General features: G+C 38.4%; 26 protein-coding genes, 1 pseudogene and 1 riboswitch. Of the genes and pseudogenes, 5 read left to right on the top strand and 22 right to left on the bottom strand.

Translation table 11 applies throughout. The annotated features are described in order from the left end of the window. Positions 1-106 precede the first annotated feature (106 nt). The 12 genes from MKY30_RS10290 to MKY30_RS10235 all read right to left on the bottom strand — a co-directional run bounded on the left by MKY30_RS10290 (position 107) and on the right by MKY30_RS10235 (position 10865). Entirely contained in the window at positions 107-1435 is a 1329-nt protein-coding gene (locus tag MKY30_RS10290; RefSeq protein ID WP_147210735.1) for an LLM class flavin-dependent oxidoreductase, read from the bottom strand. Positions 1436-1453: 18 nt separating this feature from the next. After that, the gene (locus MKY30_RS10285; protein WP_371863297.1) at positions 1454-2233 is read right to left on the bottom strand and encodes an ABC transporter permease subunit; all 780 of its coding nucleotides are present in this window, start codon (positions 2231-2233) and stop codon (positions 1454-1456) included. A 47-nt stretch (positions 2234-2280) separates the two neighbouring features. After that, positions 2281-3243, bottom strand: a complete 963-nt coding sequence (locus MKY30_RS10280; protein WP_246145155.1) for an aliphatic sulfonate ABC transporter substrate-binding protein — start codon at positions 3241-3243, stop codon at positions 2281-2283. Positions 3244-3260: 17 nt separating this feature from the next. Next, on the bottom strand, positions 3261-4385 hold the full coding sequence (locus tag MKY30_RS10275; RefSeq protein ID WP_147210733.1) for an LLM class flavin-dependent oxidoreductase: 1125 nt from the start codon (positions 4383-4385) through the stop codon (positions 3261-3263). Positions 4386-4441: 56 nt separating this feature from the next. Next, complete coding sequence (locus MKY30_RS10270) at positions 4442-5221, bottom strand: ATP-binding cassette domain-containing protein (RefSeq protein WP_147210732.1); 780 nt, start codon at positions 5219-5221, stop codon at positions 4442-4444. A gap of 27 nt (positions 5222-5248) precedes the next feature. Beyond that, positions 5249-5611 (bottom strand): hypothetical protein, encoded by a 363-nt coding sequence (locus MKY30_RS10265; RefSeq protein ID WP_147210731.1) that lies wholly within the window; start codon positions 5609-5611, stop codon positions 5249-5251. 16 nt (positions 5612-5627) lie between these two features. Continuing rightward, positions 5628-6956, bottom strand: a complete 1329-nt coding sequence (locus MKY30_RS10260; protein ID WP_147210730.1) for an O-acetylhomoserine aminocarboxypropyltransferase/cysteine synthase family protein — start codon at positions 6954-6956, stop codon at positions 5628-5630. Positions 6957-7011: 55 nt separating this feature from the next. Next, positions 7012-7560 carry an NADPH-dependent FMN reductase gene (ssuE, locus tag MKY30_RS10255; protein WP_147210729.1) on the bottom strand — a complete coding sequence of 183 codons (549 nt, stop codon included), beginning with the start codon at positions 7558-7560 and terminating at the stop codon, positions 7012-7014. Positions 7561-7755: 195 nt separating this feature from the next. Continuing rightward, entirely contained in the window at positions 7756-7902 is a 147-nt protein-coding gene (locus MKY30_RS10250) for a YezD family protein (protein ID WP_147210897.1), read from the bottom strand. 201 nt (positions 7903-8103) lie between these two features. Beyond that, positions 8104-8207: riboswitch (SAM riboswitch) on the bottom strand. A 348-nt stretch (positions 8208-8555) separates the two neighbouring features. Then, entirely contained in the window at positions 8556-9302 is a 747-nt protein-coding gene (locus MKY30_RS10245) for a class I SAM-dependent methyltransferase (RefSeq protein WP_147210728.1), read from the bottom strand. A 259-nt stretch (positions 9303-9561) separates the two neighbouring features. Then, complete coding sequence (locus tag MKY30_RS10240) at positions 9562-10080, bottom strand: GNAT family N-acetyltransferase (protein ID WP_147210727.1); 519 nt, start codon at positions 10078-10080, stop codon at positions 9562-9564. A 122-nt stretch (positions 10081-10202) separates the two neighbouring features. After that, complete coding sequence (locus MKY30_RS10235; protein ID WP_341083808.1) at positions 10203-10865, bottom strand: flagellar brake protein; 663 nt, start codon at positions 10863-10865, stop codon at positions 10203-10205. Between the two features lie 306 nt (positions 10866-11171). Between MKY30_RS10235 and MKY30_RS10230 the strand changes: the two genes are divergently transcribed. Further along, complete coding sequence (locus tag MKY30_RS10230) at positions 11172-12014, top strand: ChbG/HpnK family deacetylase (protein WP_246145153.1); 843 nt, start codon at positions 11172-11174, stop codon at positions 12012-12014. A gap of 66 nt (positions 12015-12080) precedes the next feature. Here the strand turns inward: MKY30_RS10230 and MKY30_RS10225 are convergent, their stop codons facing one another. The 5 genes and pseudogenes from MKY30_RS10225 to MKY30_RS10205 all read right to left on the bottom strand — a co-directional run bounded on the left by MKY30_RS10225 (position 12081) and on the right by MKY30_RS10205 (position 18245). After that, a complete protein-coding gene (locus tag MKY30_RS10225) occupies positions 12081-12782 on the bottom strand; it encodes an LUD domain-containing protein (protein ID WP_156985756.1) in 702 nt (233 codons plus the stop codon). Further along, positions 12782-13789: pseudogene (locus MKY30_RS10220) on the bottom strand (LutB/LldF family L-lactate oxidation iron-sulfur protein); the annotation flags it as partial. The pseudogene MKY30_RS10220 and the gene MKY30_RS10225, both read right to left, overlap by 1 nt. Then, positions 13767-14231 (bottom strand): hypothetical protein, encoded by a 465-nt coding sequence (locus MKY30_RS10215; protein ID WP_147210724.1) that lies wholly within the window; start codon positions 14229-14231, stop codon positions 13767-13769. The pseudogene MKY30_RS10220 and the gene MKY30_RS10215, both read right to left, overlap by 23 nt. Positions 14232-14380: 149 nt before the next feature. Continuing rightward, positions 14381-16186 carry a YhgE/Pip domain-containing protein gene (locus MKY30_RS10210; RefSeq protein WP_341083806.1) on the bottom strand — a complete coding sequence of 602 codons (1806 nt, stop codon included), beginning with the start codon at positions 16184-16186 and terminating at the stop codon, positions 14381-14383. Further along, a complete protein-coding gene (locus MKY30_RS10205; RefSeq protein ID WP_339284573.1) occupies positions 16170-18245 on the bottom strand; it encodes an efflux RND transporter permease subunit in 2076 nt (691 codons plus the stop codon). Before MKY30_RS10205 ends, MKY30_RS10210 begins: the two co-directional genes overlap by 17 nt. A 170-nt stretch (positions 18246-18415) precedes the next feature. On the opposite strand from MKY30_RS10205, the gene MKY30_RS10200 reads away from it, so the two are divergent. Next, positions 18416-18970: a TetR/AcrR family transcriptional regulator gene (locus MKY30_RS10200; protein ID WP_341083805.1), complete on the top strand. Its 555-nt coding sequence runs from the start codon at positions 18416-18418 to the stop codon at positions 18968-18970. 237 nt (positions 18971-19207) lie between these two features. On the opposite strand, the gene MKY30_RS10195 is transcribed toward MKY30_RS10200, so the two are convergent. Then, complete coding sequence (locus tag MKY30_RS10195) at positions 19208-19417, bottom strand: hypothetical protein (protein WP_147210720.1); 210 nt, start codon at positions 19415-19417, stop codon at positions 19208-19210. Positions 19418-20072: 655 nt separating this feature from the next. Between MKY30_RS10195 and MKY30_RS10190 the strand changes: the two genes are divergently transcribed. Then, complete coding sequence (locus MKY30_RS10190) at positions 20073-20984, top strand: Rpn family recombination-promoting nuclease/putative transposase (protein ID WP_341083801.1); 912 nt, start codon at positions 20073-20075, stop codon at positions 20982-20984. 173 nt (positions 20985-21157) lie between these two features. Here MKY30_RS10190 and MKY30_RS10185 read toward each other — a convergent pair whose 3' ends face one another. After that, positions 21158-21928 carry an SDR family NAD(P)-dependent oxidoreductase gene (locus MKY30_RS10185; protein WP_147212762.1) on the bottom strand — a complete coding sequence of 257 codons (771 nt, stop codon included), beginning with the start codon at positions 21926-21928 and terminating at the stop codon, positions 21158-21160. 342 nt (positions 21929-22270) lie between these two features. Between MKY30_RS10185 and MKY30_RS10180 the strand changes: the two genes are divergently transcribed. Next, positions 22271-23041 (top strand): acetoin reductase, encoded by a 771-nt coding sequence (locus MKY30_RS10180; protein WP_341083798.1) that lies wholly within the window; start codon positions 22271-22273, stop codon positions 23039-23041. A gap of 326 nt (positions 23042-23367) precedes the next feature. Further along, on the top strand, positions 23368-24414 hold the full coding sequence (rsgA, locus tag MKY30_RS10175; protein WP_339284565.1) for a ribosome small subunit-dependent GTPase A: 1047 nt from the start codon (positions 23368-23370) through the stop codon (positions 24412-24414). Between the two features lie 64 nt (positions 24415-24478). Here rsgA and MKY30_RS10170 read toward each other — a convergent pair whose 3' ends face one another. From MKY30_RS10170 to MKY30_RS10160, 3 genes are all read right to left on the bottom strand, one after another. Further along, entirely contained in the window at positions 24479-24802 is a 324-nt protein-coding gene (locus tag MKY30_RS10170) for a cytochrome C biogenesis protein (RefSeq protein WP_156985763.1), read from the bottom strand. A 76-nt stretch (positions 24803-24878) separates the two neighbouring features. After that, positions 24879-25469, bottom strand: a complete 591-nt coding sequence (locus MKY30_RS10165; RefSeq protein WP_246145296.1) for a histidine phosphatase family protein — start codon at positions 25467-25469, stop codon at positions 24879-24881. A gap of 209 nt (positions 25470-25678) precedes the next feature. Continuing rightward, positions 25679-26785 carry a 5-methyltetrahydropteroyltriglutamate--homocysteine S-methyltransferase gene (locus tag MKY30_RS10160; RefSeq protein ID WP_156985765.1) on the bottom strand — a complete coding sequence of 369 codons (1107 nt, stop codon included), beginning with the start codon at positions 26783-26785 and terminating at the stop codon, positions 25679-25681. Positions 26786-26801 lie beyond the last annotated feature (16 nt).

The following is a 26801-nucleotide window of genomic DNA, read 5'->3' as shown; positions in this document are numbered from 1 at the left end:
ACATCTGCAAATATCTTCTCATTCCTTTTTTATTCTGTTTAAATATTATTTATACAGTACTTCCTATTATACGCACGTAGAAATTGCTAAACCTTTCTCTTTCAAATTATTTCACCTTAACCTCAGCATACCTAGATTCTGGTATCGATAAACCTAAATGCCCCCGCAATGTAACACCATTGTATTTCTCTCTAAATAATCCACGTTGCTGAAGCACTGGAATAACCTCATCTATAAACTCCGTTAAGCCCCCTGGCAAGGTTTGAAACATTAAATTAAAGCCGTCTGCTCCCTCCTTTATAATCCACTCCTCCAGCTGATCGGCGATTTGTTCCGGAGTACCGAAAATTGTCCAATGTCCCCTTGAGCCGGCAACCCGTTTATAAAGCTGTCTGATTGTTAAATCTTCTCTTCTGGCCAAGTCTATAATTAATTCTCTTCGACTCTGGTTTCCGTTAGTTTTTGGAATATCTGCAGGAAGCGGGTCATCCAGTGAATAATTAGAGAAATCCATTCCCCCAAGATAATCAGATAAAAAATCAAGTCCGACTTCAGGTACAATCAAATCCTGTAATTGCTTATATTTCTCTCTTGCCTCTGCTTCTGTTTTACCAATGAAGGGGGAGACGCCAGGCATTATTTTCACTTCATCCGGATTTCTGCCGGATTCAAGAACCTTTCTTTTCACTTTTTGATAAAAACTCTGAGCATCCTCCAGTGTCTGCTGAGCAGTAAAAATTACATCGGCAGTTTTTGCCGCCAGTGTTGTACCTGCTTCTGATGAGCCAGCCTGAACAATCACAGGGCGACCCTGCGGGGAGCGCGAGGAGTTCAATGGTCCCTTTACATAAAAATGCTTTCCTTCATGATTCAGTGTGTGTAATTTCCTGGAATCAAAATAAACCCCTGCGTCTTTATCCCGGATAAAAGCATCTGATTCCCAACTATCCCATAGCCCCTTCACCACTTCTACAAATTCATCCGCACGTTCATAACGAAGATCATGCGCTAAATGCTTCTCTTTGGTAAAGTTATTCGCCTCATGCTCGTAATAGGACGTTACCACATTCCACGCTGATCTTCCTTTACTTAAGTGATCCATAGAAGAAAATTTTCTGGCAATATGGAACGGTTCATTATAGGTCGTAGATGCTGTTGCAGCAAGCCCTATTTGGGATGTGACTGCAGCTAGAGCCGGGAGCAGCGTAAGTGGATCAAACCGGACGATTTCCGCCGGATGTGATAAGCGGTTAAAAGACAATCCATCACTTAAAAAAAGCATATCCAGTTTTCCCTTTTCTGCTATTTCCGCAATTTCCTGATAATATTTAAAATCCTCAAAGCCATCAGCAGGCACTTCAGGATGCCTCCATGAAGCCATATGGTGCCCCGTCCCCATCAGGAAGACACCTAAGTTTATTTGCTTCTTAGACATTTTTTTCAGCTCCCCTTATTAATTCTTTTGATAAACCGGATTCCATTTAAGCAATCTGCTCTCTAATAGTTTTGCTAAAGAATCTGCCACCTTTCCCAAAATCGCATATAAAAGTATTGCTAAAACAACAATATCAAGCTGCATAAATTCACGGGCGTTATTTGACATATAGCCGATACCGGATGAAGCTGCGATGGTTTCCGCAACGATTAATGTCACCCACATGGTTCCAAGTGCATATCGAATACCTACCAATATAGAGGAAAGTGCTCCAGGTAAAATAATTTTGAAAAATAGCTGCCATCTCGATAATCGATACACTTTTCCCATTTCAATCAGTCCTTTATCCACTGATCTAATTCCATGGTACGTGTTGATATAAACAGGAAAAAATACACCGATGGCTACTAAAACAATTTTGGATTCTTCTCCGACACCAAACCATAATATAATCAGCGGAATCAAAGCTAAATGTGGAATATTACGAAGCATTTGGACGGTTGTATCCAAATGCTTTTCTGCAAACGGATAAACTCCATTTAACATACCAATGATGATGCCTAACCCTCCACCAATGACAAAGCCTATAATAGCCCGACTGAAGCTGATATAGATATGTGTCCAGAGATCTCCGCTAACAGCCATAGAGATACCTGTTTGAACCACTTCCAGCGGTGGCGGCAGAATGTTCCCCGAAATAGATTCATTCATTGCAAATAGCTGCCATCCCGCTAAAAGAAGTATAGGGATGATCCACGGAGCTAAACGGTTATAAATATTGCTGGATGTCTCTTTCAACTGTTTCACTTCCTTATATACTAAATTTAGCCTTATTTATTGGCATTCTATTCACTGTCTGGATTCCAAATATAATCAGAAAAGTCGATTTCATTTTCAATTAAACCGATATCCAATAAATCTGCTGCTTCGATTTCTAAATCCACTATTGCCTGATCATCCATAAATTGAGCATCTGACTCTTTTTTATTTAATACCGTTTCCCATGTAGCCGCGGGAATTTGTGTCTCCCCTTCCAGCAATTCTGATGCTTCAGATGGGTCTTCATTAATCTCCTTACCAACTTTCGCTAAGTGTTTAACATATAATTCAACTACTTCCGGATCCTTATCAATTAATTCTGATGTCGCAAAATAAAAGGATCTGTATGGGACAACGTCTTCTGCCGTATGCAGGATTTTGTTTCCTCTAGCCTCAGCATCTGCGAAATACGGGTCCCAGACGACCCAGGCATCCACCTCACCTTTTTCAAATGCCAGACTGGCATCAGGAGGATTTAGATTAACTGTTTCAATATCATCAATGGATAAATTTGCTGAATCCAAGAGCTTGATTAACAGGTATTGGGCAATGGAAGCATTGTTATACGCAACCCTTTTCCCTTTTAAATCCTCCAATGATTGAATGGAAGAATCTTCACTGACTAATATCCCTTCTGTTTCTGGAGCAGACGGCTCGCTGGCAATATACTGAAAGTCACTCCCTTTATCGAGGGCAAAAATAGACGGAATATCTCCTGCATTTGCTAAATCAATACTTCCTGCGTTTAATGCTTCCAAAATAGAGCTTCCCGTATTAAATTCCGACCAGGTAACCGTATAGCCTAACTCCTCCAGCTCCTCTTGAAATTCTCCGCTATTTTTTAAGGTTAATGTCGGCCCCCCTTTTTGGTAGCCGATATTAATCTCACCATTTGCTCCAGAGGCTGAACTGCCGCACGCTGCAAGAATGAGTGAAAGCATGATTATTAAAAATAAAACAAGTATGTGTCTATTCTTATGATGATTCAATAGATTTTCCCCTTTCTTTACACAGTCTGCCTGGACGAAATAATTTCATGGACTTTAGGAATAACGTTTTCTCCAATTTCCTGAATGGTTTCCAAATGCGGAAAACCTCGTAACAACACTTTATCAAACCCTAAATCAGCATATTCTACAATTCGTTCTGCTACCTGATCAGGGGTGCCGACAAGCGCAATGGAGTTTCCCGATAATACTTGGGTTAATCCAGCCCATAAATTGGGACCAATTTTAAAGTTATTTTCCCTTCCATCCTCCATTAATTGATGAAGTCTTTTCACACCAATGGATTCACCCTTTGCCGTGGCAGCATTTTTTTCATTCAGCAGATTTTCTTCTGTTTTGCTCAGAAGTTTTTCTGCATTATTAAAAGCTTCATCTTCTGTCTCTCCCAGCACAACTTGAAATGAAACACTATAGTTTAATTCACGATTATAATCTGCAGTACGTTTTTTCATTTCTTCAATTCGTTCTTTGGTATTTTCCAATGTTTCTCCCCAAAGCATATAAACATCCGATTCGGCTGCTGCCACATCTTTTCCTACATTTGAGGCACCACCAAAGTATATTTTCGGTATTTCTTTAGGTCTTGGAAATAAGGATGCTCCCTTCAGTTGATAAAATTCACCATCATGATCAAAATGTTCCTCCGTAAATAGCCGTTTTAGTATTTGAATATATTCACGGGTTCTCTTATATCTAGTTCCATGATCCAGAAAGTCCCCATCTGCCGCTAAATCTGTCGGTGATCCTCCAGTTACTACATTGACCAAAGCTCTTCCTCCTGACCAATAATCAACCGTTGCAAATTGCTTGGCAAATATGGTTGGCTGTATAGATCCCGGACGGATTGCAAAAAGAAATTTCAAACGATTCGTTTGTCCAATAAGGTTTGCAGCAACAGCTAAGGAATCTAAGCAGGAGCCTCCAGTAGGCAATAACAGTGTTGAAAAACCGCCTTTCTCTGCCGCCTGAGCAATATCTCTAATATATTCAAATGTCGGCTGCCGTTCTGCAGCTTCATCCGTTCCTGACCATGCATCAACTTTTCTCCGTGATGAATTGTTGTTTACCGCTCCTACGTATTCCCCATCACCGGAAGTAGGCGCCATTGTGATAAATTCAACCATTTTAAACCCTCCAATTGTATTTTTAAGGGACGTAGCCCTGTTCCTTACTAATACAGTTACTTACTCTCCACTTTTCTTAATCTGGGTTCATACTGATGAAGTCGTTCTTTTCCAAGAACATTCGCCAGTAATTCTTCTTCCAATTCCGCAAAAGCCGGATTTAATCGATTTCTTGGCCGCTGTAAATCCACAAGTAAATCCAGCTTTACCGCGCCCTCCTCAATTAAAATAACGCGATCTGCAAGTGTAATGGCTTCATTCATATCATGGGTAACAAGAATTGCCGTAAATTGCTGCTCCAGCCAAAGGTCTTCTATAAGCGACTGCATTTCCATTCTTGTCAGCGCATCGAGTGCCCCTAATGGTTCATCTAAAAGCATTAACTTCGGATTTGATGCCAACGCTCTCGCCAGAGCAATGCGTTGTTTTTGTCCGCCTGATAAAATAGCCGGCCAATCCTGTGCTCTTTGCTCCAGGCCAACCTGCTGTAGAGCCCAGTATGCGCGATTCTTCCAGCCTTTTTCTAACCCTAATCCTACACCTGTATTTTCCAGAACCGACAGCCATGGCAGTAATCTTGCATCCTGAAACATGATACGTGCCTGGTCATTTAACCCTTTTAATGCATGCTGGTTCTGTTTAATTCCTCCCGCAGTTGCCTTTTCAAGCCCAGAAATATGTCTAAGCAATGTACTTTTGCCGCATCCGCTCTTTCCAACAATGGCCACAAATTCACCAGACTTGATATTTAAATCAATCTTTCGTAAAACCGCTAAGTGACCGTATGATTTCTCCAGTTGATTAATGTGTAACTCAACACCTGCATTTTGAGCCACTGCGTTTCCTCCTTTGTATCCCTCTTATTAAAAGCTTGGAGCAATCTCATTTTCCGGTAATTCTGTTTGACTGCCCAATTGATTAGATGTAAGCTTTTTTACAAATTGTTCATATGAAATGGTTTGCTCCAATTGAAAAAATCGGATTCCATCATGTTTCGCCTTCTCATAGGATAATTCACAGAATGTTTGTGGAGGCGAGACAAATGCTGTTGCACCTTTTTCTTCAGCAAATTTTAAAGCTGCCCCTCGTCTTCCTTCTTTTAGATGAATTGCCGGATTTTCAAAATCTTTATATGTGCTTTTCTCAGAGTCAAAGATACGGATCGTTTCCCCTTCAACAATGGGTACAATTAATTTTATTTCGTTTAGTACAACAGCAATAAGCATGTTTTCCTCTCCTTGTTTAATTAAATGGATTTACTTCCTCTACGAAACTGGCTTCAACGCTTTTCTGTAATGCTTGGTCGATATCCGCTTTGATATCCTCAACATCTTCCAGCCCTATTGATAATCGAATTTGTTCTTCTTCAACTCCTGCTGTGAGCTTTTCTTCAGGTGATAACCTTGCATGTGTTGTACTCGCCGGATGAATTACAAGTGTTTTGGAATCACCAACGTTCGCCACATGAGAAAGTAATTTCACAGAGTTGATAAAGATTTTCGCAGATTCATATCCACCTATTACTCCAAATGTAAAAATAGATCCTGCCCCTTTTGGCAAATAGATTTTCGCAAGTTCATACTGTGAATCCCCTTCTAACGTTGGATAATTCACCCATGCAATGAGATGATGATTCGCTAAATATTCAGCAACCTCCTGAGCATTTTCAACATGCTGTCTCATTCGAACAGATAATGACTGTAATCCCTGAATAAATAACCAGCCATGAAAAGGGGATAACGCCGTCCCAAGGTTATGCCCGAGTTCAAAGCGGGCCTTCGCAATAAACGGACTTGCGCTGGGCAGTTCAACATACGATTGATTATTTAAAGCTCTGTTTGGAGTTGTAAATTCAGGGAAGTTTCCATTACCCCAATCAAAGCTTCCGGCATCAATTATAATTCCGCCAATCGCTGTTCCGTTTCCGCCAATAAATTTCGTGACAGAATGAATGACAATATCTGCTCCGTAATCGATTGGCTTTTGTAAGTATGGCGTAGTGAAAGTGGCATCAACAACTAGTGGAATGCCATGGTCATGAGCAGCCTTGCTAAGTGCTTTTATATCAGCAATCTGTAAGCCCGGATTACCGATTGACTCTGTAAAAACAGCTTTTGTCTTTTCATTTATTGCACCTCTTACTTCCTCAATATCTGTGCCATCTACAAAACGAGCCTTTACTCCAAAGCGTGAAAATGTTTCTGAGAAAAGATTATATGTTCCACCGTATAATGCATTTGTTGTTACAATCTCCTCCCCTGCTTTGGCAAGTGTTAATAAAGCTATTGTGATGGCGGATTGTCCGGAAGAAACAGCAAAGGCATCAACCCCGCCTTCTAAACCGGCTAATCTTTTTTCTAAAACACGATTGGTTGGATTCGCGTTACGAGAATAGATATATCCTTCTTTCTGCATCTGAAAAAGAGAAGCAGCATGATCCGGACTTTCAAACTCATAAGATGTTGTCTGGTAAATCGGCACTGCCCTTGCATGCGTTAATGAATCTGATTCCTGGCCTCCATGCTGTGCAACTGTATTAAAATTCGGTGTATCTTGCTCTTCAAAACTCATTGCTCTTCTCCTTTCTGTTTACACATCCTATAATTCATAATTTTTAAAAATATTTTTATAGTAAGATTTTCATCTGTTTTTTACTAATTGATTTTGTAAAATACTCTACCTGCTTCGTTAATCGCTCCAGCGCATTTGTGTGTACAATAGGATTAGCAGTATTTCTTTTATCAATCTGACTATCAACAAAATACACACCTTTTAAATTCATTCCCTTTAAAGAAGCCAGCAACGGTTTTAATGTATATTCCATCGCCAGTAAGTGAGAGGAGCTCCCTCCTGTCATTAATGGCAAGACCGTCTTATCCTCCAATACATCCTGCGGCAATAAGTCTACTAAAGCCTTTAAAATCCCGGAATAAGAAGATTTATAAACAGGTGTTCCAACGATAACTCCTTTTGCTTCTTTGATAAGAGAAGTTATTCTTTGAATAACAAGACTGTTAAATTCCCCATTAAATAATACGTCCTGGGGTACATCTCTGACAGATATATGTGTTACTGAAAAACCCTTTTCCTCAAGTGTGGATCCGATATACCTTAAAACTGCATTTGAACGTGATACTTCAGAGGGACTTCCTGATAGTACGACAATCTCACTCATCTATTTCATCCTTTCCATTCATTTTTGTATATTCGTATTTAGTATAATTTTAGAAACCTGAACTTCATGGTACTTTTACAGGAACACCCTTAAACAGTTTTATAAAAATAAAAAGGCATCTTTCATCCGATAACATATATTATCGAAATGGAAGATGCCTTTAGTTGTCTAATGGGCATACATAATATTAATTTTTTAAGAATGATTTTTCACTAAGGAAAAACGCTTCTTCTCGGTCGTATCTATTTGCGTAATTTTTCCGTCATGCACGGTAATAACTACTGAACCATATTCCAGTTCTTTCAATGCTTTTAAAATATGGTTCAATTTTACATCATCAATCTTTCCCAAGCCAGCTCCCCCCTATTTAAGAAATGTCATGAAAAATAAATAAATTCATTAAACTTCTGTTTTCCACATTGCGAAATCTCTCAAATCATGAGCTCAAACACACATGCCTTTGGTAGCCCAATCAGCAATTAAAAAAACAAAAATCCCACCTCTAAATAAGAAAAGGGTTGAAACAATATGGTTCACTTACTCTTCTTATCTATCAAGCTAAACACTTGCAGGAATTGGCACAGTACTTGCGTAAGTCTGTTGCCGAGGCTTCTTCGGGCCAGTCCCTCCGCCTCTCTAGATAAGATATTATTCCGAGTGGTTTAATTGTGTTTATTAGTTTACATACTATTTTTGGGAATGTCAATCCTTATTTTTAAACTTTTGAAATTTTTAATGTTATGGCTGCCTGCAGTGCAGCTAAGGAAGTGCACCAATATCTTCCCCACTTTATAGATAGAAAAGTCCTTGCTTAAAGATTAATTTAATTTCCCCTGCATTAAAATAGGCCAATGCTAAGATATTATTCTAAGCATTGACCTATAGTAGACCAGTCTTTCATTATTATTTAATAGATTTAAAATAACTTTTCCAAAAGAGCCTCACCGTAACTTCTTTACTGTCATTTTCCATTAAGTAAAAGCCAAAAGTGCTTTCTAGCTTTTCTCCTTTTTCTCTGCTGCAATCATTAAAAACATCGGCCGGCGCAATTCATGCTTCATTTCAGGTATCTTCTTAAGCATCTCCTCAGAAGGCACGGATTCTTCCACTCGCAAGATCTCAAATCCAGCCTGCGATAAACCATTCATAAATGTAGACACAGTACGATGATACTTTGTCACCGTTTCATTTAAAAAGGACGCTTCCCGTTTCCCTTCTATCTGGTAATTATCCACCGGCCAATGTAAAGGCTCCTTACCCGTTTTATCATAAATCCAGTCCTGTTCTTTTCTTGCGGTAAAAATAGGATGCTCTACAGAAAAGACAAAGCTTCCACCCGGCTTTAAAATCGCATATACCTTTTCACAAACACTATCAAATGATTCGATATAATGAAGCGCGAGTGAACTGATAACAATATCCATAGATTCTTCAGGGAAATCCACATCCTCGATAGCCTGATGCAGATACGTAATACCGGGATCATTGGTCAGTTCTTTTGCATGTGTGAGCATTCGTTCAGATATATCAGTTCCTATTACAGATTCTGCTCCCTGTTCTCTGGCATAGCGGCTGTGCCAGCCAAATCCGCAGCCTAAATCTAAAACATTTTTCCCTTTGAAGTCTGGCAGCATTTCTTTTAATATATGCCACTCTCCGGCTGCTTCCAGCCCTTTCTTAGACCGGTCCATTTCTGAGTATGCTTGAAAAAAATGATTATCATCGTATTTATTTTGTTTCATTGCTTTACTTCCTCTCCAACATATAGTGCTACTCTAAATTCATGTTCAAATAGACCCTTTAAAACATAAAAAAGCATATCTATTGAAAACATGCTTGTTATTGGCAAAACTATGTAGTTCCTGACAGCAACCTTATTCAAATTTAAAATATGATAAGGTATACCGTCAGAATTAATATCTTGAAAAAATCCTTTTGAAGATAATTTAAATCGAATCACTGAAGATGATTATATAGAGGATAAAGAGCAGCTATCACAAATTATAAAATTTTTTCATACCTGCAATGGTCATGATTGGTTCCTTTATAATCATAGCCAAAACCCCTATAAATTTGATTAAGTTTTTTATTGCTTTCCACACAGTCTAAACGAATCCGGCGCATTCCCTGCGTTTTTGTATAAGCTTCCATCCATTCGACAATCGGTTTTCCGAGCCCCCGTCCAATATGATCATGATCTACTGACAGGCGATGCATATAAAATGCATCCTCACTGGATTGCCCCCAAATATTCTTATCCCAAGGAGTCTGCATTTCGTTTAATGTAAATGTAGCAATAATATTGTCTCCTTCTTTCACAACAAAGGTAGACCCGTCTTCAATAGACTGTCTTACTTCTGGATCTTCCTCGTCCTGATCAAGGAACTCCCACTGTTTTAAACGGCTTTTCTTTAACCATGTGGTGACACCCTTTAACAGCCGGAGTATGGACTTCATATCTTCTTTTTGCGCAACATACACATCCAAGTCTTGGTTAATTGATCCAACTTTTTCTGACATAAATCTACCTCCTTATATCCTTTGCTATATATTCGACATAAAATTAAGAAATTCCTTCTTTTCATATAAAAATTTAATATTTCTATTCTAATTTTTTTGTTTATTTCTCATTAATCTGCTGACTATTCCTTGACTTTATTACGAAATTCAATTTGTTTAACGATACAAAACTTTACAATCTTTGACCTTGCTCCTTCTCTCATATTGATAAACTGTAAAGCAGTTTTGTAAAATTGATTATGCTGTTTCATAACGTTAACAATTTTCCCTTTAAATTCTACTTTATTCTGTTCAGTATCTGTCTTCAAGTATAATACACCTTTCACCGCGTCTCCTTCTTCCAATATTTTAGAATCGGAAAGAAAAGCTGCTCCGCCCCCGCTGATATCATGGGTAGTAACATTCAGCTTATCGCCTTCTTCATCTGAACCTTCAGCAGAAGGTAATATCAAAGTCATTTCTACAGCTGCCTTCACTCGGAAAAATTGCCTTCTTTGTACTACTTTTATTGAATCCCTCGATGGTTTCGTCATTATTATTTTCCCATTATCGTGACGATTTATTCTTGAGCCAAAACTGCACAGTCCTTTTTCATCATCATGAAAATAAACGGTAACATCCATGTCATTTTCAATAAGCATGGGTACATTCTGTTTATTTGCAGGTCTTTGAATCAGCAATTCAGTTTCATGCCGTATAAGCTGAGTAAAATAAATTTTTTTATCTGATGTTAAAATCTCCAGCATCTGACCATCCCAAAATTCCGTATAAATTTGTTCATTCATAAGAATTAGCCCCTTTTCTTCATATGCTTAACTGTCCATCCATTCATTTTATGTAATTTATCCGAGAAAAATTTCAAGTCATAAAAAAAACCAATTTCTGTATTTTTTATAGAACCTGTAAAAAAATAAATTTCTCAAAATAAATAAAAAGTTAATTTATACTACGATCCATGTTTCAAATTAGGTCTTTAGACAGGACCACTTTTTCCTAATTATAACGTTTTTTTAGAATTTTTGTAATGATAATTCTAATTTTTATTATTAATTTAGATATAAAATATCAGCTGTTTAATTGGATTTGTTGTCATGGCTATCGTAACGTATATACTAAAGATAAAAGAATTGATAAAAAGATTGGTAGTGATAATTATGAAGAAAAAAGTACTGTTTAGAGCTGATGATTTAGGGTATTCGGAAGCAGTAAATTACGGTATTGAAAAATCTGTCAAGGATGGCTTAATTTCCAGTGTCGGTGTCATGGTGAATATGCCTGCCACACAGCATGGAGTAGCTTTAATCCAGGCGGAGCCTGTTGCTTTCGGCCAGCATACAAATATCTGCGCCGGCAGACCTTTGGCTGATCCGGAAAAAATTCCGTCTTTAGTATCGGAAAATGGTTATTTTAGATCCTCTAAAGAATATCGTACTGCCAAAGAAGATTTTGTTGTATTCGAAGAAGCACTGATTGAAATTGAAGCACAATATGATAAGTTCATCGAATTATTCGGCAAGAAACCGGATTATTTTGAAGGTCATGCTATTGCAAGCGATAACTTTTTTAAAGCATTAGAGCATTTTGCGGAGGTACATGGATTAACTTATTCTGGGTTACCGGCAGGATCCAACCCAAATGATCTTACTAGTAATGATTCCTTTATTATGGTAAATGATACGAAGGTATATCTGATGATGGAAAGTATGCAGGCAGATTATAACCCTTATCATTCTTTGCAAAAAATGCTGGATAACCTGCATGAAGATGGCGTGGACATGCTCATTTTTCATCCTGGTTATTTAGATGATTATATTTTAAATCATTCTTCACTGTTGATTCCCCGGACACAGGAGGCTGCTATGCTGACGGATATTCGTGTCAAGGAACAATTAAACGAAAAGCATATTGATTTAATTTCTTATAAAGAGCTGTAATTAGAACGAAAAAAGCTTCTCCAGCCAAGTCGTGGGGAAGCTTTTGTCTATGAAAATCCAACCTTATTAATTTACTACAATATATGTTACTTTAACCGGTCCGTGGACACCAACAATCAGATTCATTTCAATATCAGCACTATTACTCGGTCCTGTAACAAAACAAATACTGGAAGGAGGAATAGTACCATTTTCATTGTCCTTGTGAATCTTACTTGCTGCCTGCGTCATTCTAGGCACAATGGTTTCTTTAGGAATAATAGCAATATAACATTTCGGCATCAGACTGATGGATCTGCCATTATCCTTATTTGTCATTAATGCAACAGTTCCTGATTCTGCAAGGGTAATATCGCTAAAAGAAATTCCTACATCTGTTCTTTCCGCAATAACCTGGTTTTCCTTACCAAGTCTCGCATCCCACAAATGGATATCCATTTCTTTTGAGAGTTCTTCATAAGTCTTGTCCAACCCGTATTCCTGATTACGCTTATCATTCGATGCAATAATAGAAGTTGCCTCGTATCCTTCCAAAACCTTTACCAAAGCCGCCTGCAAATCACTTTTATCTGTACGTACAAAATCTGTATGAATGACTTTACAATGCTCTTTTAACACTTCGATAAGCTGTTCTGTAGAATAATCTTTAAAAACCTCACGCTGTGGCTGAACACTATATTCCGGTCTTATCACAGCTTCTCTTTTTTGCGGACGGCCAAGGTTTGCAGCCAAATTACTTAAAAAGGAGTCACGATTTTGAATAGCCATTATGCTTCTCCTCCTTTTTGACGTTTATTCCACCACCTACGGAAGGATTGCTTGGCAGGTGCAGGGAAGTCACGGACATCTGTCCATCCTTTTAATGGACCAGGACCGTTTTCAACATACTCGTCCTTTGTCCATGGCTTTAATGCTGTTCTCGCTACTTTTGTGCTTAATTTATATGCAGCCGGATTCGATGCCCATTGTGCAAAGCCCTTCATCATGATTTTTTCTGAAACAGGTGATTTCTTTTCTTCTTCTACAATAATTTCGCGATGACGGATTAAATGCTCGTGTAATGGGATTTTTACCGGACAGGCTTCTATACAGGCTGCACATAAGGAGGAAGCATATGGCATTTCTTTATGATCCTCATAGCCATCCAGCAGCGGTGTCAATACAGCTCCAATCGGCCCTGGGTAGATAGAGTTATAAGCATGTCCGCCGATATGGCGGTAAACTGGGCAGACATTAATACAAGCAGCACAACGAATACAATGCAGTGCGGATTGAAATTCTGTTCCCAAAATTTTAGAGCGCCCATTATCAACAATAACCAGGTGATAATCGTCCGGCCCATCTATTTCTTCCTCTATGCGGGTTCCTGTGATTGTTGTAATATAGCTGGTCAGCTTTTGCCCGACTGCTGCTCTCGTCAATAAACTGACTAATACTTCCATATCCTCCCAGGTTGGAACAAGGCGCTCCATTCCCATTACACTGATTTGTGTATCCGGAAGGGAAGTAATCATCTCTGCATTTCCTTCATTCGTTACTAACGTTACAGAACCAGATTCAGCAATCGCAAAGTTACAACCAGTGATACCTACATCTGCCGATAAGAAATCCTGTCTCAGCTGTTCTCTTGCAAATGAAGCTAATTCTTCCGGTGTATCTGACTTAGCATAGCCTTTTTTATCTCGAAAGGTATCTCTGATTTGCTCTCTATTTTTATGCAAAGCAGGAGTTACGATATGTGATGGAGGATCTTCATCTAATTGTAGAATCCATTTTGTTATGAACAAGATGTGTCAACTCATGCCTGAGCAGTATTTCTGAAAATTCCACTTCAACCGGCCAGGCAAGAGCTGCTTTTCCGTCTTTTAATGGTGCCGCAAATGGGTTCCCCTCGAAAAAACCTATAAATAAGTACACATTGAATGGTACAAGGATAGTGCACCCCAATAGCCTTTTCACTTCTTCTAACGCTTTCTCCATTTGAATTTTCTCTGGATCAAATCGCTTTATTTGCTCTATATCTGCTTCATACTTTGGCCAGGCTTTTCTTAGCATATCCCTGGCAATAATTTGTCCTTCTTCACCTGGAGGAACTGCTGCAAAGCCATACCTCTCCTTCCAGATCTGCCAAATAACTTCCTCCTCTTTCTCGTGCCTGACTGCTTCATAAAAAGAAATAAACTTTGGTACAAAATTTATGATTTCTACCTGCATCATTTAAAACTACCCCTCCTCGGAAAAATCTCCAGATCTATCTATTTATTTTACTTTTTTCATTTATTAACCACTACTATTTCATATAAGAAGAGCGCAAACTTTATGTTTTAAACATAGAGTTTGCGCTCTGGATCATTTTTTGTTCCCTACTAAAATAAATTCATTAACCTTTCCCAAAATCCTTCACTTTCTTCTTCCTCTTCTACTTCAGCAGTATCTTCTTCCGGCTGAATACTATCTGTTTGAATAACAAATTGAACAGAGTTTGTCATATCATTATTTTCTTCAGATACGAAAGATACTGGATCAAAATCTGATTTATCATATTGAGAAATCATTTTATCGATTTCCTCCTGCATTTCATCAGGAATATTTTGTGTTGCATCATACAGCTGGCTGGTTCCATCCTGTAATTCATCCGTTCCCGCAGCAAGTTCATTTGCTCCTGTTGCTGCTCCACTAATTCCACCATGAATATCTGCATAGGAAGTGCTGAGTTCATTCACTCCATTTGTATAGCTCAGCAGACCTTCATGAAATTGATTATAATTGTCTGCCATTGTGTTCACGCTTGTAATAAATTCATCCAACCCTTCATCAATATCTATTTGCCCGACGGACTGTTCTATCTCATCTGCGAAACTGCGGATAGAACCGGCAATTTCACTGGCAGAGGTTTGAAATTCAGATAGTGCCGGCTCGACAGCCTCAAATGATTCTATTGATTCATTATAGACAGCTAATGCGCTTTGTGCAGCTTCATAAGTTCCTGTCAGCTCGTCGATAATCTCAGAATCTATCTCACTATCATATAAAACCTGGAAATCTTCTTCTGTTAATGTTGCTTCTGGTATTTGATCCATAGCGGTTTTCAATGCTTCCCTGGCATCTCCATAGCCTGTAGTCAAAGCATCTATCTCATCTGCTAATGCTTCCATTCCGGCAGCCATATCTGAAGCAGCTTCTGTCATACTGCCCAATTGGTCTATCCCATCAATACCAGTAATCTGACCAACTTCTTCCTGGATACTCTGAAAGGCATTGTTAATCTCAGATGATGCACCAGTCAATTCGCCGCTGGAATTACTTAACTCGTTTAAACCATTTTGGAATTGGGAGGAGCCATTCTCTAATTCTGTTAATCCTCCTCCAAGCCCTCTGATTCCGTCTCCAAGCTCACTTACTCCCTGATTAATTTCACCAATAGCGTCTGTTAAGCTTTGAAACTCCTCTGTGAGTGCATCTGTATCTGGACTATCTACAGAAACAGATGATGGTAAAGCTGAAATCTCCATTCCAGCTAATTCAAATTGATCTGTATCCGCTTGAAGCATCAGTGTCTCTTCTTCACCAGGCATCACCGTAAATGCAATCTGTTTATTTTTTCCGGCATTCGCTATGGTTGCATCCTCGGCTTCAATATTATAAAAGTAATCGGTATTCAATGACTGCGAAATTTGCAGCATATAGTTATCAAAGAAGGGTGTTTCTGCTTCTTCATTCTCTTCTACCTTTATTTCTATCTCTACTTGACCAGATTCACCAATAATCGTTTTCGGATCTACTTCTTCTCCGTCTAAATAATAATTAATTGTAAATTTCCATGGCAGTTCTTTTGAGAGATTTCCCTGATAATAAAATGTATCTGACGCAGCCTCCATTCGGATAGTATCTCCGTCTTGTTCGATTTTACTGGTATCTGTTAAATTTTTAACAGATTCATAATTACCGAAATCCTCAATAACTCCTGGTTCCTTTAATTCAAAAGCATTTACAACATATATATTTTCCAACGAGCCGCCCGCTTCTAAATTCGCATAAACAACCTCATTTTTCTCCTCAACTTTTCCTGTATCATCCTTCTCCTCTGAAGACTCTGCCAAAACGCCTGTATTGGTAAAAGGAATAAAGAATAAAGCCAGAGCGAGCCAGACCCATTTAATTGTCTTCCTCATATTCATCCTCCTTTTGAAACTTCATCCCTAACGATGTTTTTTGAAGTAATGTATCACCATAGACAAGTAATGCAGGCAGCAAGGTGATAACAAGAATAAATGCTAACAGTGCTCCTCTTCCTAACAGCAGGCCGATTGATCCGACAACAGGGTTAGAAGAAGTCATCCATAAAACAAATCCGACTATGGATAAAATGGATGCAGAAACGGCAATGGAGAAGAGCTTATCGTCCAATGTCATTTTCATTGCCTTCCATTTTGGCATATATCTTCTATAATTTTTATATGTCTCCGTCAATAATATTGCATAATCCACTGTTGCTGCCAGTTGGACAGTACTAACAATTAAATAGCCGATAAAGACCAGTGGTGTCCCCGTAAAATAAGGGATGGCCAAGTTAATCCATACCGCTGCCTGAATAACTAATAATAAGATAACCGGGAAGGAAATCGACCGGAAATTAATTAAAATTACAATTCCTACGCCGAGAATCGTTAAGATATTAACAAGCTGATTATCCTGAGAAACAATCTCCTTCATATCATATAATGATGCACTTTCTCCTAATGTCAGCGCATCTTCTCCATAATACGAGGAAGCAATTTCCCTGATATCTTCTACAATCGTAAAGGGAAGGTCTCCCTCTGTTCCTGCTTCCGTATTAATAATAATCCGACTGTAATGCTCGGAAAGAAATTGCTCTGTTGTCTCTTCCTCTAAAAAGTCCTGCGGGATAACACTTCCAACCATCGTTGCATAGCTGATAACGGAGGAAACGTAATCTGTGTTTTCAATGACTTGAACCATTTCCTGTTCTTTCCCTATATCATTATTAGGAACAAGCAGAACAGTAGAAGTAGAATCTCCGAAGCTCTCTTCAATTTGCCTTACGTCCGTTCCCAACCGGGTATCCTCTGGAGGTTCTCCCATTCCATAGGTGAATGTTGTACTGCTCTGTGCCAGAAAGCTTGGAACAAGGAGCAATAAAACCAGGATAAGAACCGGAAGCCTTAATTTTAACAGCTTCTTCCCAACTCCTTCAAAACGGGTCGGAACAAATACACGGTGCTGCGTCCGGTCAATCCAGCGATAAAAGACCAATGTAAAGGCAGGCAGGAAGATAATAACGCTGATAAAGCTTAAAATAATTCCTTTTACCAGGTTTAATCCTAAATCAGAACCAATTTCAAAACGCATAAATAATAATGCCATAAAACCGAAAATAGTTGTAAAAGCACTTGTACTGATAACTGGCCACGACTCTTTAATAGCTGACTTCATTGCATCTTCCGGTTTATAGTTTTTATTCCGGTAATCCTGAAAACTATGTAGAAGGAAGATAGCATAGTCCAACGAAACCGCCAGCTGTAATATCGGAGCAACTGCTTGTGTAACAAACGAGATTTCTCCTATGAATATGTTCGTTCCCAGATTAATTAATACAGACACGCCAATTGCAGTCAGGAAAAATACTGGTTCTACCCATGAGCTTGTGGAAAGAATAAGAATAATTACAATAATCGGTACAAGGAGTGCTGCAGCGTACATGCTTTCTTTCCCTGTCATTTCCTGCTCCGTTGCCGTATTAACTGCCTCACCGGAAATAGCATTATCCTCACCAATCAAATCATAAATGGCATTGGTCGCCTCTACTTCTTTTTCATTAGCAATTGTCACAGAAAAAAGCGCATTTTCATTCTTATAGTACGTCTCCACTGTACTCGTGTCAGAAACTTCAACCGGTGTCCGGATATCCATAACATCGTCCAGCCAGAGAACCTCTGTAACACCATTTATTTCTTCCAGAGCATGTTTATATTCCATCGCTTCCTGAATCGAGACATCTCCTACCATTACTCTGGCATTTGGAATACCACTGTCAAACTCTTCCTCCATCACTTCTAAAGCCTGTGTAGACTCTGCTTTATCCGGTAAATAATCCTGCATATTGTAATTCACATCAACAAACAAAATCCCTGCTAAAGAAAGAATCATGAGTATCGTAAAAATTGTTACAATTGTCTTTTTAAAACGAATAATTAAATTTGCCACTATCATTCCCCATTACCTTGCTGATTTCATTCATATAATTTATTATTATAAATACACAATGTCAGTTAGACAACAAACAGTTGTTTAAATTTTGTACGTTTCACAACAAAAACCAAATATCTGTTGGATAACAGATATAATTTCATAATTTGTTCATAAAAGGATGGTCATATATTATGGTGCAGAAACTAGACCGAAGAAAACGTTATACAAGAATGGCTCTTAAAAATAGCCTGATGGAGCTTTTAAAAGAAAAACCTGTTTCTTCAATTACTATTAAAGAAATTTGTGAGCATGCCGATATCAACCGCTCTACCTTCTATAGCCATTATGCGGATCAATATGATTTATTGACCCATGTTGAGGACGAAATTATCGATGAGCTCAATCAAGCACTGCTTCAATACGACTATACACAAGAAAAAGAAGCACTTGCGATGTTGAAATATCTGCTCGAATATGTCTACAGCCGTCACGAGCATTTCCGAATCCTTCTCAGTGAACATGGTAATAAAAGATTTACGCACAAGGTTATGTATGCTGCACAAACGCATATTATGAATGACTTCAATGAACCTGAACATAGAATGAGCGAAATAGCTGCAAAATATCTGACGATTTATTCCGTCAGTGGAAGTATTACAGTGATTGAATACTGGCTGGAAAATGGGATGAAAGAATCGGCGGATGAAATGGCTAAGATTATTACGGAAATAAGTAAACCATGTTAAGAATAGTTGAGGAAAATTATTTATCAAAATGTGACGAGTATGTTTGAATGGAAGGAATTAATGTGGCTGATCTTATTACTATTGAGGGGCGCTGACGAAATAAAATAAGGAACCGGGAAGCTTATCTGCTTTACCGAATCCATTGATTTTAGAGCATTTGCAGTTTCAGTTTAATGTTTAGGTGGAGCAGGTATTTTTTACTGACATTTTCTTTATTACAAGAGCAAATTCAAACTATTAGTCTGGCTTTTTTTCTTTTACAAAGTTACTAAAGATTGATAAAGTGATACCAATAATTCCAACTGGCCAAATTACAGCCGTCGGCAGGAGCTGAATATCATCATCAATTAGTCGCAGTAAGTCGCAGAAAAAAATTATAGTCATCCAAAAGCCCACAACAGATAAAGTTTTCTTATTTACTATAGTACTTCCTTGAACCTTCTTCAATATGGCACCTCCCTGAACCTTTTCTACGCTTTTATAAAATGCATTTTCACTTACCCATTCTTTGATATTTACAATTATATAGTTATTATAACATAAAATTTAATTAAATAGATTGAAAAATCAATCTATTATCCCTTATTTTTCTACTATTTACAACATGCAGCTTATATTTTATTGTATGTGTCTTTCACCAGCCAAATAATCAGATACCTGGTTTAATCGTATGTTGTAGTATTTTCACATGATACAAAATCAAAGAAAAATGATGATTTAAAAGCTTCAATTAAGCTTCTTTCATTATATAGTTAACCCCGAACGACACATTCTTATGCCAGTAAAAATGAGCTAACCCCTAATTTCTGTTCTGTTAAAAAAACATTTAAAATTTAAATATAAATGTAATTTTATGTTTGAAAAAACTTAAAAGAATGGGCTAAATTTTCATTTATACTGGTAATTTCACAATAGAAATACTATTTTGCCATTTTGCTTTTTCCCCACAAAGTCTATACGATTAAAACAAATTTATTATTACTTGGGGATGTGGTAAAATAATGCTGACAACCGTAAAAGAAAATAAAAAAACTTATCGTGAAAAAATACGGATTACGATGGGCTTTGGAAAAATTTAATTGAAGAATTATTTCAAGAATTTATGGAATATTTTGCACAGGATTTATATCCGGAAATTGATTTTGAAAAAGGAGCAGACTTCTTGAATCTGGAACTTTTTCAGTTTGTTATTGATTCAAAAAAAAGGAGAAACTATACGGATAAATTAGTCAAAGTGCTGCTGAAGAACGGAGAAGAAAAATACGTCTTCGTCCATATCGAAGTGCAGGCTATTGGAGAAGAAATCTTTGCTGAACGCATGTTTAAATATTTTTACCGCATCTATGATAAATACAATCATCCGATTTATTCTATCGCCCTTTTGACTGATGCCAGGCATCAGCACCATGAAGATACGTTTCATTATTCTTTTTACGGCACAGAGTTGACCTATGCCTATAGTACCTATCGATTTTATGGAAAAGATGAGGAAGAGCTGAAAAGATCTGATAACCCATTCGCTTTAGCTGTTCTCGCGGGAATCTATAACAGTAAAAACAATGGAAAGACAGATAAAGATAATGAAGAAAAGTTCCACTTTAAGCAGAAACTCATCAGGCTGGCATTCGAAAAATATTCACATCGCGGGACCTATCTTTCAGCCTTGTTGTACTTTATCGATTATATTCTGCAGATACCACCGGAATTTCAGGAAAAACTGTATGAATCATTACCAATCGCACAAAACGAAAAGGAGGAAGGAAAAATAATGGGAATGGAAAAGTTAAGAGACACCCCGACGTTTGGAAGATTGTTTAGAGAGATCGAGGAAGAAGCGACCAAAAGAGGGATGGAGAAAGGGATAAAGAAAGGCATCGAGCAAGGAATGAAAGAAGCAGAACGGAATTTTGTGAAAAAGCTTTTAGACAAGAATTATACAGACGAAGAAATATTTGGATTAACCTGCTTCGAACCTGAAGAAGTAAGCATGCTTCGAAAATCATTTAAAAATTAATATCTGAAGCAAGGAGTAAATCCTCCCGTTTTTTATGCAGGAAGAAAATTCAAATTTCTTCCTGCATAAGTGCAACAGTTTTAATATACCGGCTCATCACAGGTGTCATCTGGAATTCCTAACTAAAGGCCAGTGCCAGCTAATTTTTTTAAATAATCCCTTATTAAAAAATGTTACATGAACTTACTTAAATCTGGATAACCTGTTACTGCCCATCCACCATCTACAATCAGGCTGACTCCATTAACATAGGACGCTTCATCGCTGACAAGGAATAATGCCGGTCCTGCTATCTCTTTTGGATCTCCGGCTCTCTCCATTGGAATACGCTCCAGATACGCATCATTAATGGCATCGACATCTGTTAAGCTGGAAGTTAGCGGTGTTGAGACAAGTCCTGGCAAGATGGCATTGACCCGAATATCATACTTAGCCATTTCAAGCGCTGCATTTTTTGTAAGCATCTCCACCCCCGCTTTTGCTGAAGAATATGCTGCTCCGTAATGCATTGGAACATGCGCATTTAAGGAAGCAACGTTGACAATTGCTCCTCCACCATGCTCTTTCATGTATTTGGCTTCATGTTTTAAAGATAGGAAAACTCCTTTTAAACATAAATCAACGGTGAAGTCCCAATCTTCTTCCGGCTGATCGATGATTGCTCCCGATTTAGATGCACCAGCCACATTAAAGGCAATATCTAATCCGCCAAATGCTTCTGTCGTTTTCTTAACAAGATTTTTAATATCATCCTCTTTGGTTACATTTGTTACGACACCCAGCAAATTCCCTTTATGCTGCTGTTCCAGCTCTTTCAATTTTTCTTCGTTTAAATCTGCGACGCCTACTTTCGCTCCAGCTTCCAGTAAATTCTGTACCATAGCATAACCAATCCCTGAAGCTCCTCCTGTTACAATTGCAACTTTACCTTCTAATGCTGCCATTTTTATTTCCTCCTTTTTCTACTATCTAAAGCATACGCTTTTATTTTTATCGATGTCAAAAGTTGTAACTCTTCACAGTCAATGTGTACCATATTTATAAGGATGAGCAATTACTGAACAACATATCCTCGAAAATATGGAAAACCTGCATACAAAGTATTTACATTGCACAAACTTTTATTATGGGCAGCTTTCAGGATCCAGATTATAAAATGAAAGAAAAAACCTTGATAAACTTTTTCTAATATTGATGTTTTGCTTTCCTTGAAAAGAGGAATATTACAAAAGAGATGCAAATACTACATCTAATTATTTACATTAAAATATTTGGAGGTCTTTTTCATGTCAAAAGTAGCAATTATTACAGGTTCTGCAGGCGGTTTAGGAAAAGGTATTGCGAAACGTCTAGGTAAAGACGGCTTCAAAATCGTACTGCACGACATAAATAAAGAAATGCTGGACAATACCTTAAAAGAGTTTAAAGATGCTGGTGTTGATTCCGTTGCCGTTGTTGGTGATGTATCTAAACGTGAAGATCAGTTTAATCTTGTTAAAGAAGCGGTTGATGCCTTTGGGCAATTAGATGTATTTGTAAACAACGCCGGAATCGACGTTGTTTCCCCATTCCTTGATATTGATGAAAATCAATTAAATAAAACATTTGCAGTAAACGTAAATGGTACAGTGTTCGGTACACAGGCAGCTGCTGAACAATTTATTAAACAGGATACAAAAGGCAAGGTCATTAATGCTTGCAGTATCGCAGGGCATGAATCCTTTGAAATGCTGGGTACTTACTCTGCTACCAAACATGCTGTCCGTTCTTTCACCCACTCTGCGTCTAAGGAGCTGGCACCATATAAAATCCGTGTTAACGCATATTGCCCTGGTGTTGCAGGAACAGCGATGTGGGATCGTATTGATGAAGAAATGGTAAAATATTATGATTTGGAACGCGGAGATGCTTATAAACAATTTGTTGAAGGTATCTCACTGGGTCGTTCTCAAGAACCTGAGGATGTTGCAAACCTAGTCTCCTTCCTGGCTTCTGATGATTCTGATTATATTACCGGACAAGCTATCATCACAGATGGCGGAATCGTGTACAGATAATAGCGGTAAGGCTGATGGAGCACCTGTTTAACAATATAAGCATCTGGATCTTAAATATCAGGTTTAGATGCTTATTTATTTTTTGCCTATTTACTTTCTGTCAATAATCCGTTATGATGTAAGCAATTACAAAAAAGGGAGAAGGTGATGTCTTATGAAAAAAGTATATGTAAACATGTCGGCAGCTATTTTTCACAGGTACTCACCTTCCCATACGTGATATATAATTATTTGGACTTCTAAAAGAGCTCCTATATTTTTGACGTGTCCGGGTTGGTTTGTACCAATCCGTTTTTTTTATTCAAAAATATTAGGAGGAAATCCACTTGCACGAATTTCAAAAAACCTATGCTTATCGTCCAGAAATAAATTATCGAGGTTCTATCAAGCTGTTAGCCCGTGTCATCAATGAACAAAAGGAAAGATATACCGTTCAAACCATCTACGGGGCACGCCCGGCAGTTGTAAAAGGCAAGCTCCGACATGATGCTTCATCCAGAGAAGATTTTCCATCTGTTGGGGACTGGGTCGTTCTAAAACAAAATAATCCTCATGATGTTCTTATCATTGACGAACTGCTTCCCCGTTTCAGCAGTATTGTCCGTAAAGCAGATGAATTAGAAACAAATGCACAAATTCTCGCCAGTAATGTTACCAAAGTATTTATTGTTCTGAGCCTGGAGGAAAAAATTAATGAGCGGAAGCTGGAGCGGTTTTTAGTAACTGTGTGGGAAAGCGGCGCCAGTCCAATTATTATTCTTTCAAAAGCTGATTTAGTGGAAGATTTGGAAGCAACCAAACAAAAAATTGATCAGGTTGCCCTCGGTATCCCTGTATTGGCTTGGGATGCTGTTAATAAAATTGGAAAGGAAGAAATCAGGAATACTATCCATGTAGATGATACGATTGTATTAATAGGGAACTCCGGTGTTGGAAAATCAACCTTGATCAACCATTTGTTAGGCAAAGAAATGCTTAAAACCCAAGCTGTTCGCGATTCGGATAAACGCGGCAGACATACAACAACGCACCGGGAACTGTTCAGGTTGCCGGAGGGCGGTGTGATTATTGATACTCCCGGGATGCGAAGTTTTTTGCTTTGGGCTGGGGAAGAATCCGGCTTATCGCATACCTTTTCTGATATTCAAATGCTGATTGAGAAATGCCGCTTCAATGATTGCCTGCATGATACCGAGCCAGATTGTGCGGTGAAAGAAGCACTGGCAGCCGGTGAATTAGAAAAAGAACGCTGGGACAGCTATGTTAAATTGCAAAAGGAGCTCGCTTACCTGGAACGCAGACAAAATGCACGGCTTGCTGCAGAAGAGAAAAAGAAATGGAAAAAAGCTACAATGCAGCATCGTATGAAGTAAATAATTGTCTATATGCTATACTGCTAAAAAGCAGTCGTGTCCAACGAAACACGGCTGCTTTTATTTAATCAAGTAAAGGAATAAAATACATGACAGGATGATTACTTGGGTGGATATCATGGATGATTTTCTTCACTTTCTCAATTTGGTGAATCATACATCGGAATTCCACCTTACAATCCGTTTGCAGGAATACATTTTCCGGCTGTAGCGACATTTCCAATGGAGCAAATTCCAATGGCCGGGAATAATGTCTGCATTTTGTATATGAAAGAACATTATCCTGATTACCGTGGTGCAGGAATCCATGCTCATGGAGCTGCTCCCGCAAACTGCTGATATATTCCTCTGCAATCAACACCTCTACCTTTACATAATTAAGCTTCATCCATAACACCCCCCTTTGTTCAAATTCTGTTTATCTTTAAAACGTTTCATATGGAGCTTGCACGTCATTTATATAATTACTCATTAACTGTGGCCAGATGGTCTGTATTATTATAGTCAATAACACGCCATTTGCCGTTTTCACAGGAAAATTTTGTGACTGATGTATTCTTCAGAAATGTAATCCCTGTGCCCAGCTTTCCTTCTGAAATCACAGCTAAGAGGCTATTGATTAATGCACCATGAGAAACAATTAAAACACGTTCATCCGGATAGCTCTCGCAAACCTCCTCTAATCCCTTCATTCCTCTGGCTTTTAAATGTTCAAAGGACTCGACATTCGGAATATGATCACGATTAGGGAAGTAACGGTTTCTGTCCTCTATTGTCATGCCCTCGGCATCTCCATAAGCGCGCTCAACAAAAGCCTTCATTTCATGCAGGGGAAGCTGCAATTCCTGATTAATGATTTCTGCTGTTACCTTTGCACGCGCTAAAGGACTGGTAATTAATACTGTCGGTTCAAATAGTTTTGCGGCCGTGCAGCAAACTCCAGCTTGTAATTTCCCAGTTTCATTTAAAGGGATATCTGTCTTTCCCTGAATTCTTTTCTCTTTATTCCAATTTGTTTCTCCATGCCGTATCATACAAATCTCCGTCAAATCCATTTCCCCACTTTCGAACTATTTTTCTTCTTGTACTTATTCTAGCACTATTTCTATCTTTATATCTATTAACATGTATTCACTTCAGACAGGTCTTTCTTCTTCACAAAGAAAAAGGCTCAAGGGTTCCAATCCCCCTCGGCCTTTTTCCAATTTCATCTATTTTTCCATACAATGTGATAACGCCTGCTGTTCATTTTCTATACGTTTGTTTATTCTCCCCAAATCTCTTTTGCCACATCCACGATATATTTCAGTTTGTTCCACTGCTCTTCCTCCGTTAAAAGATTCCCATGATGGGTCGAAGCAAATCCGCATTGAGGACTGATGCATAATTGATTAAACGGAACATATTTGGATGCTTCTTCTACTCTTGCTTTAATATTTTCTTTATTCTCCAGCTCACCATGCTTGGAAGTAAACACACCCAGCACTACGCGAGGTCCCCCATTTGGAATGTAATCAAGCGGCTCAAAGCCGCCTGAACGGTCATCGTCATATTCTAAGAAGAATCCATCTACTTTTTCTTTTGCAAATAAGGTTGGAGCTATTTTCGCATAGCTTCCTTCAAACGCCCATTTCGAACGATAGTTTCCGCGGCATAAATGTGTTGTAATTGTTAAGTCTTCCGGTTTATCCTCCAGTACACTGTTTAATACATACAGAGCTAAATCAATAAAATACTGACGATCCTTCCCGTCTTCTGTTGTCGGGAAGTTCTCTACATTTAATCCTGCAATATAAACATCATCCAGCTGCAGATAGCGGCAGCCTGCATCATAAAAAGCTTTTATTGCATCACGGTAAGTTTGAATCACATCTTCTGCATATTCTGCCAGGTTAGGATAAACTTCTGGATTTAGTATTCCTTTTCCAAATAATTGATTCGGGCTTGGAATCGTTTGTTTAGCAATAGCGCGATCACCGACGATTTCTTTAAATTCCACAAATTCCTTCACATGTGGATGATCTGGGTTAAAGGAAACCTTTCCTGTTACACGCACATTATAGCGTTCTGTTTCCTCTCCAACAAATTTAAATCCCGTCTCTGGCACATATCCTTCAACCCCATTTAAATGCTCCTGGAAATCTGTATGCCAGAAGCGGCGTCTGAATTCCCCATCCGTAACAGCCTGTAAACCGACTTCAATCTGTTTATCAACTATACGCTTGATTTCTTCCGTTTCAATTTGATGAAGCTCTTCTTTAGAAACAGTTCCTTCTTGAAAATTCTTTCTTGCCTGATGGATACGCTCCGGGCGTAATAAACTTCCTACATGATCTGCGCGAAATGGTGCTTTTACTGCAGTTTTTGTCATTTTATCTCTTCTCCTT

Source organism: Oceanobacillus sp. FSL W8-0428 (assembly GCF_038004405.1).
GTDB classification, from domain to species: Bacteria; Bacillota; Bacilli; order Bacillales; family Amphibacillaceae; genus Oceanobacillus; species Oceanobacillus sojae.
The sequence above is the reverse complement of the archived record's forward strand: the minus strand, read 5'-3'. Positions and strand labels throughout refer to the sequence as shown.

Bases quoted from the DNA above. Each gene is read 5' to 3' on its own strand.
- MKY30_RS10215 (WP_147210724.1), bottom strand. From the start codon at position 14,231: ATGATGCAGGTAGAAATCATAAATTTTGTACCAAAGTTTATTTCTTTT.
- MKY30_RS10225 (WP_156985756.1), bottom strand. From the start codon at position 12,782: ATGGCTATTCAAAATCGTGACTCCTTTTTAAGTAATTTGGCTGCAAAC.
- MKY30_RS10245 (WP_147210728.1), bottom strand. From the start codon at position 9,302: ATGAAACAAAATAAATACGATGATAATCATTTTTTTCAAGCATACTCA.
- MKY30_RS10180 (WP_341083798.1), top strand. From the start codon at position 22,271: ATGTCAAAAGTAGCAATTATTACAGGTTCTGCAGGCGGTTTAGGAAAA.
- MKY30_RS10235 (WP_341083808.1), bottom strand. From the start codon at position 10,865: ATGAATGAACAAATTTATACGGAATTTTGGGATGGTCAGATGCTGGAG.
- MKY30_RS10200 (WP_341083805.1), top strand. From the start codon at position 18,416: ATGGTGCAGAAACTAGACCGAAGAAAACGTTATACAAGAATGGCTCTT.
- MKY30_RS10260 (WP_147210730.1), bottom strand. From the start codon at position 6,956: ATGAGTTTTGAAGAGCAAGATACACCGAATTTTAATACAGTTGCACAG.
- MKY30_RS10265 (WP_147210731.1), bottom strand. From the start codon at position 5,611: ATGCTTATTGCTGTTGTACTAAACGAAATAAAATTAATTGTACCCATT.
- MKY30_RS10230 (WP_246145153.1), top strand. From the start codon at position 11,172: ATGGCTATCGTAACGTATATACTAAAGATAAAAGAATTGATAAAAAGA.
- MKY30_RS10160 (WP_156985765.1), bottom strand. From the start codon at position 26,785: ATGACAAAAACTGCAGTAAAAGCACCATTTCGCGCAGATCATGTAGGA.
- MKY30_RS10275 (WP_147210733.1), bottom strand. From the start codon at position 4,385: ATGGTTGAATTTATCACAATGGCGCCTACTTCCGGTGATGGGGAATAC.
- MKY30_RS10190 (WP_341083801.1), top strand. From the start codon at position 20,073: ATGGAATATTTTGCACAGGATTTATATCCGGAAATTGATTTTGAAAAA.
- MKY30_RS10290 (WP_147210735.1), bottom strand. From the start codon at position 1,435: ATGTCTAAGAAGCAAATAAACTTAGGTGTCTTCCTGATGGGGACGGGG.
- ssuE (WP_147210729.1), bottom strand. From the start codon at position 7,560: ATGAGTGAGATTGTCGTACTATCAGGAAGTCCCTCTGAAGTATCACGT.
- MKY30_RS10240 (WP_147210727.1), bottom strand. From the start codon at position 10,080: ATGTCAGAAAAAGTTGGATCAATTAACCAAGACTTGGATGTGTATGTT.
- MKY30_RS10185 (WP_147212762.1), bottom strand. From the start codon at position 21,928: ATGGCAGCATTAGAAGGTAAAGTTGCAATTGTAACAGGAGGAGCTTCA.
- MKY30_RS10210 (WP_341083806.1), bottom strand. From the start codon at position 16,186: ATGAGGAAGACAATTAAATGGGTCTGGCTCGCTCTGGCTTTATTCTTT.
- MKY30_RS10165 (WP_246145296.1), bottom strand. From the start codon at position 25,469: ATGGATTTGACGGAGATTTGTATGATACGGCATGGAGAAACAAATTGG.
- MKY30_RS10205 (WP_339284573.1), bottom strand. From the start codon at position 18,245: ATGATAGTGGCAAATTTAATTATTCGTTTTAAAAAGACAATTGTAACA.
- MKY30_RS10170 (WP_156985763.1), bottom strand. From the start codon at position 24,802: ATGAAGCTTAATTATGTAAAGGTAGAGGTGTTGATTGCAGAGGAATAT.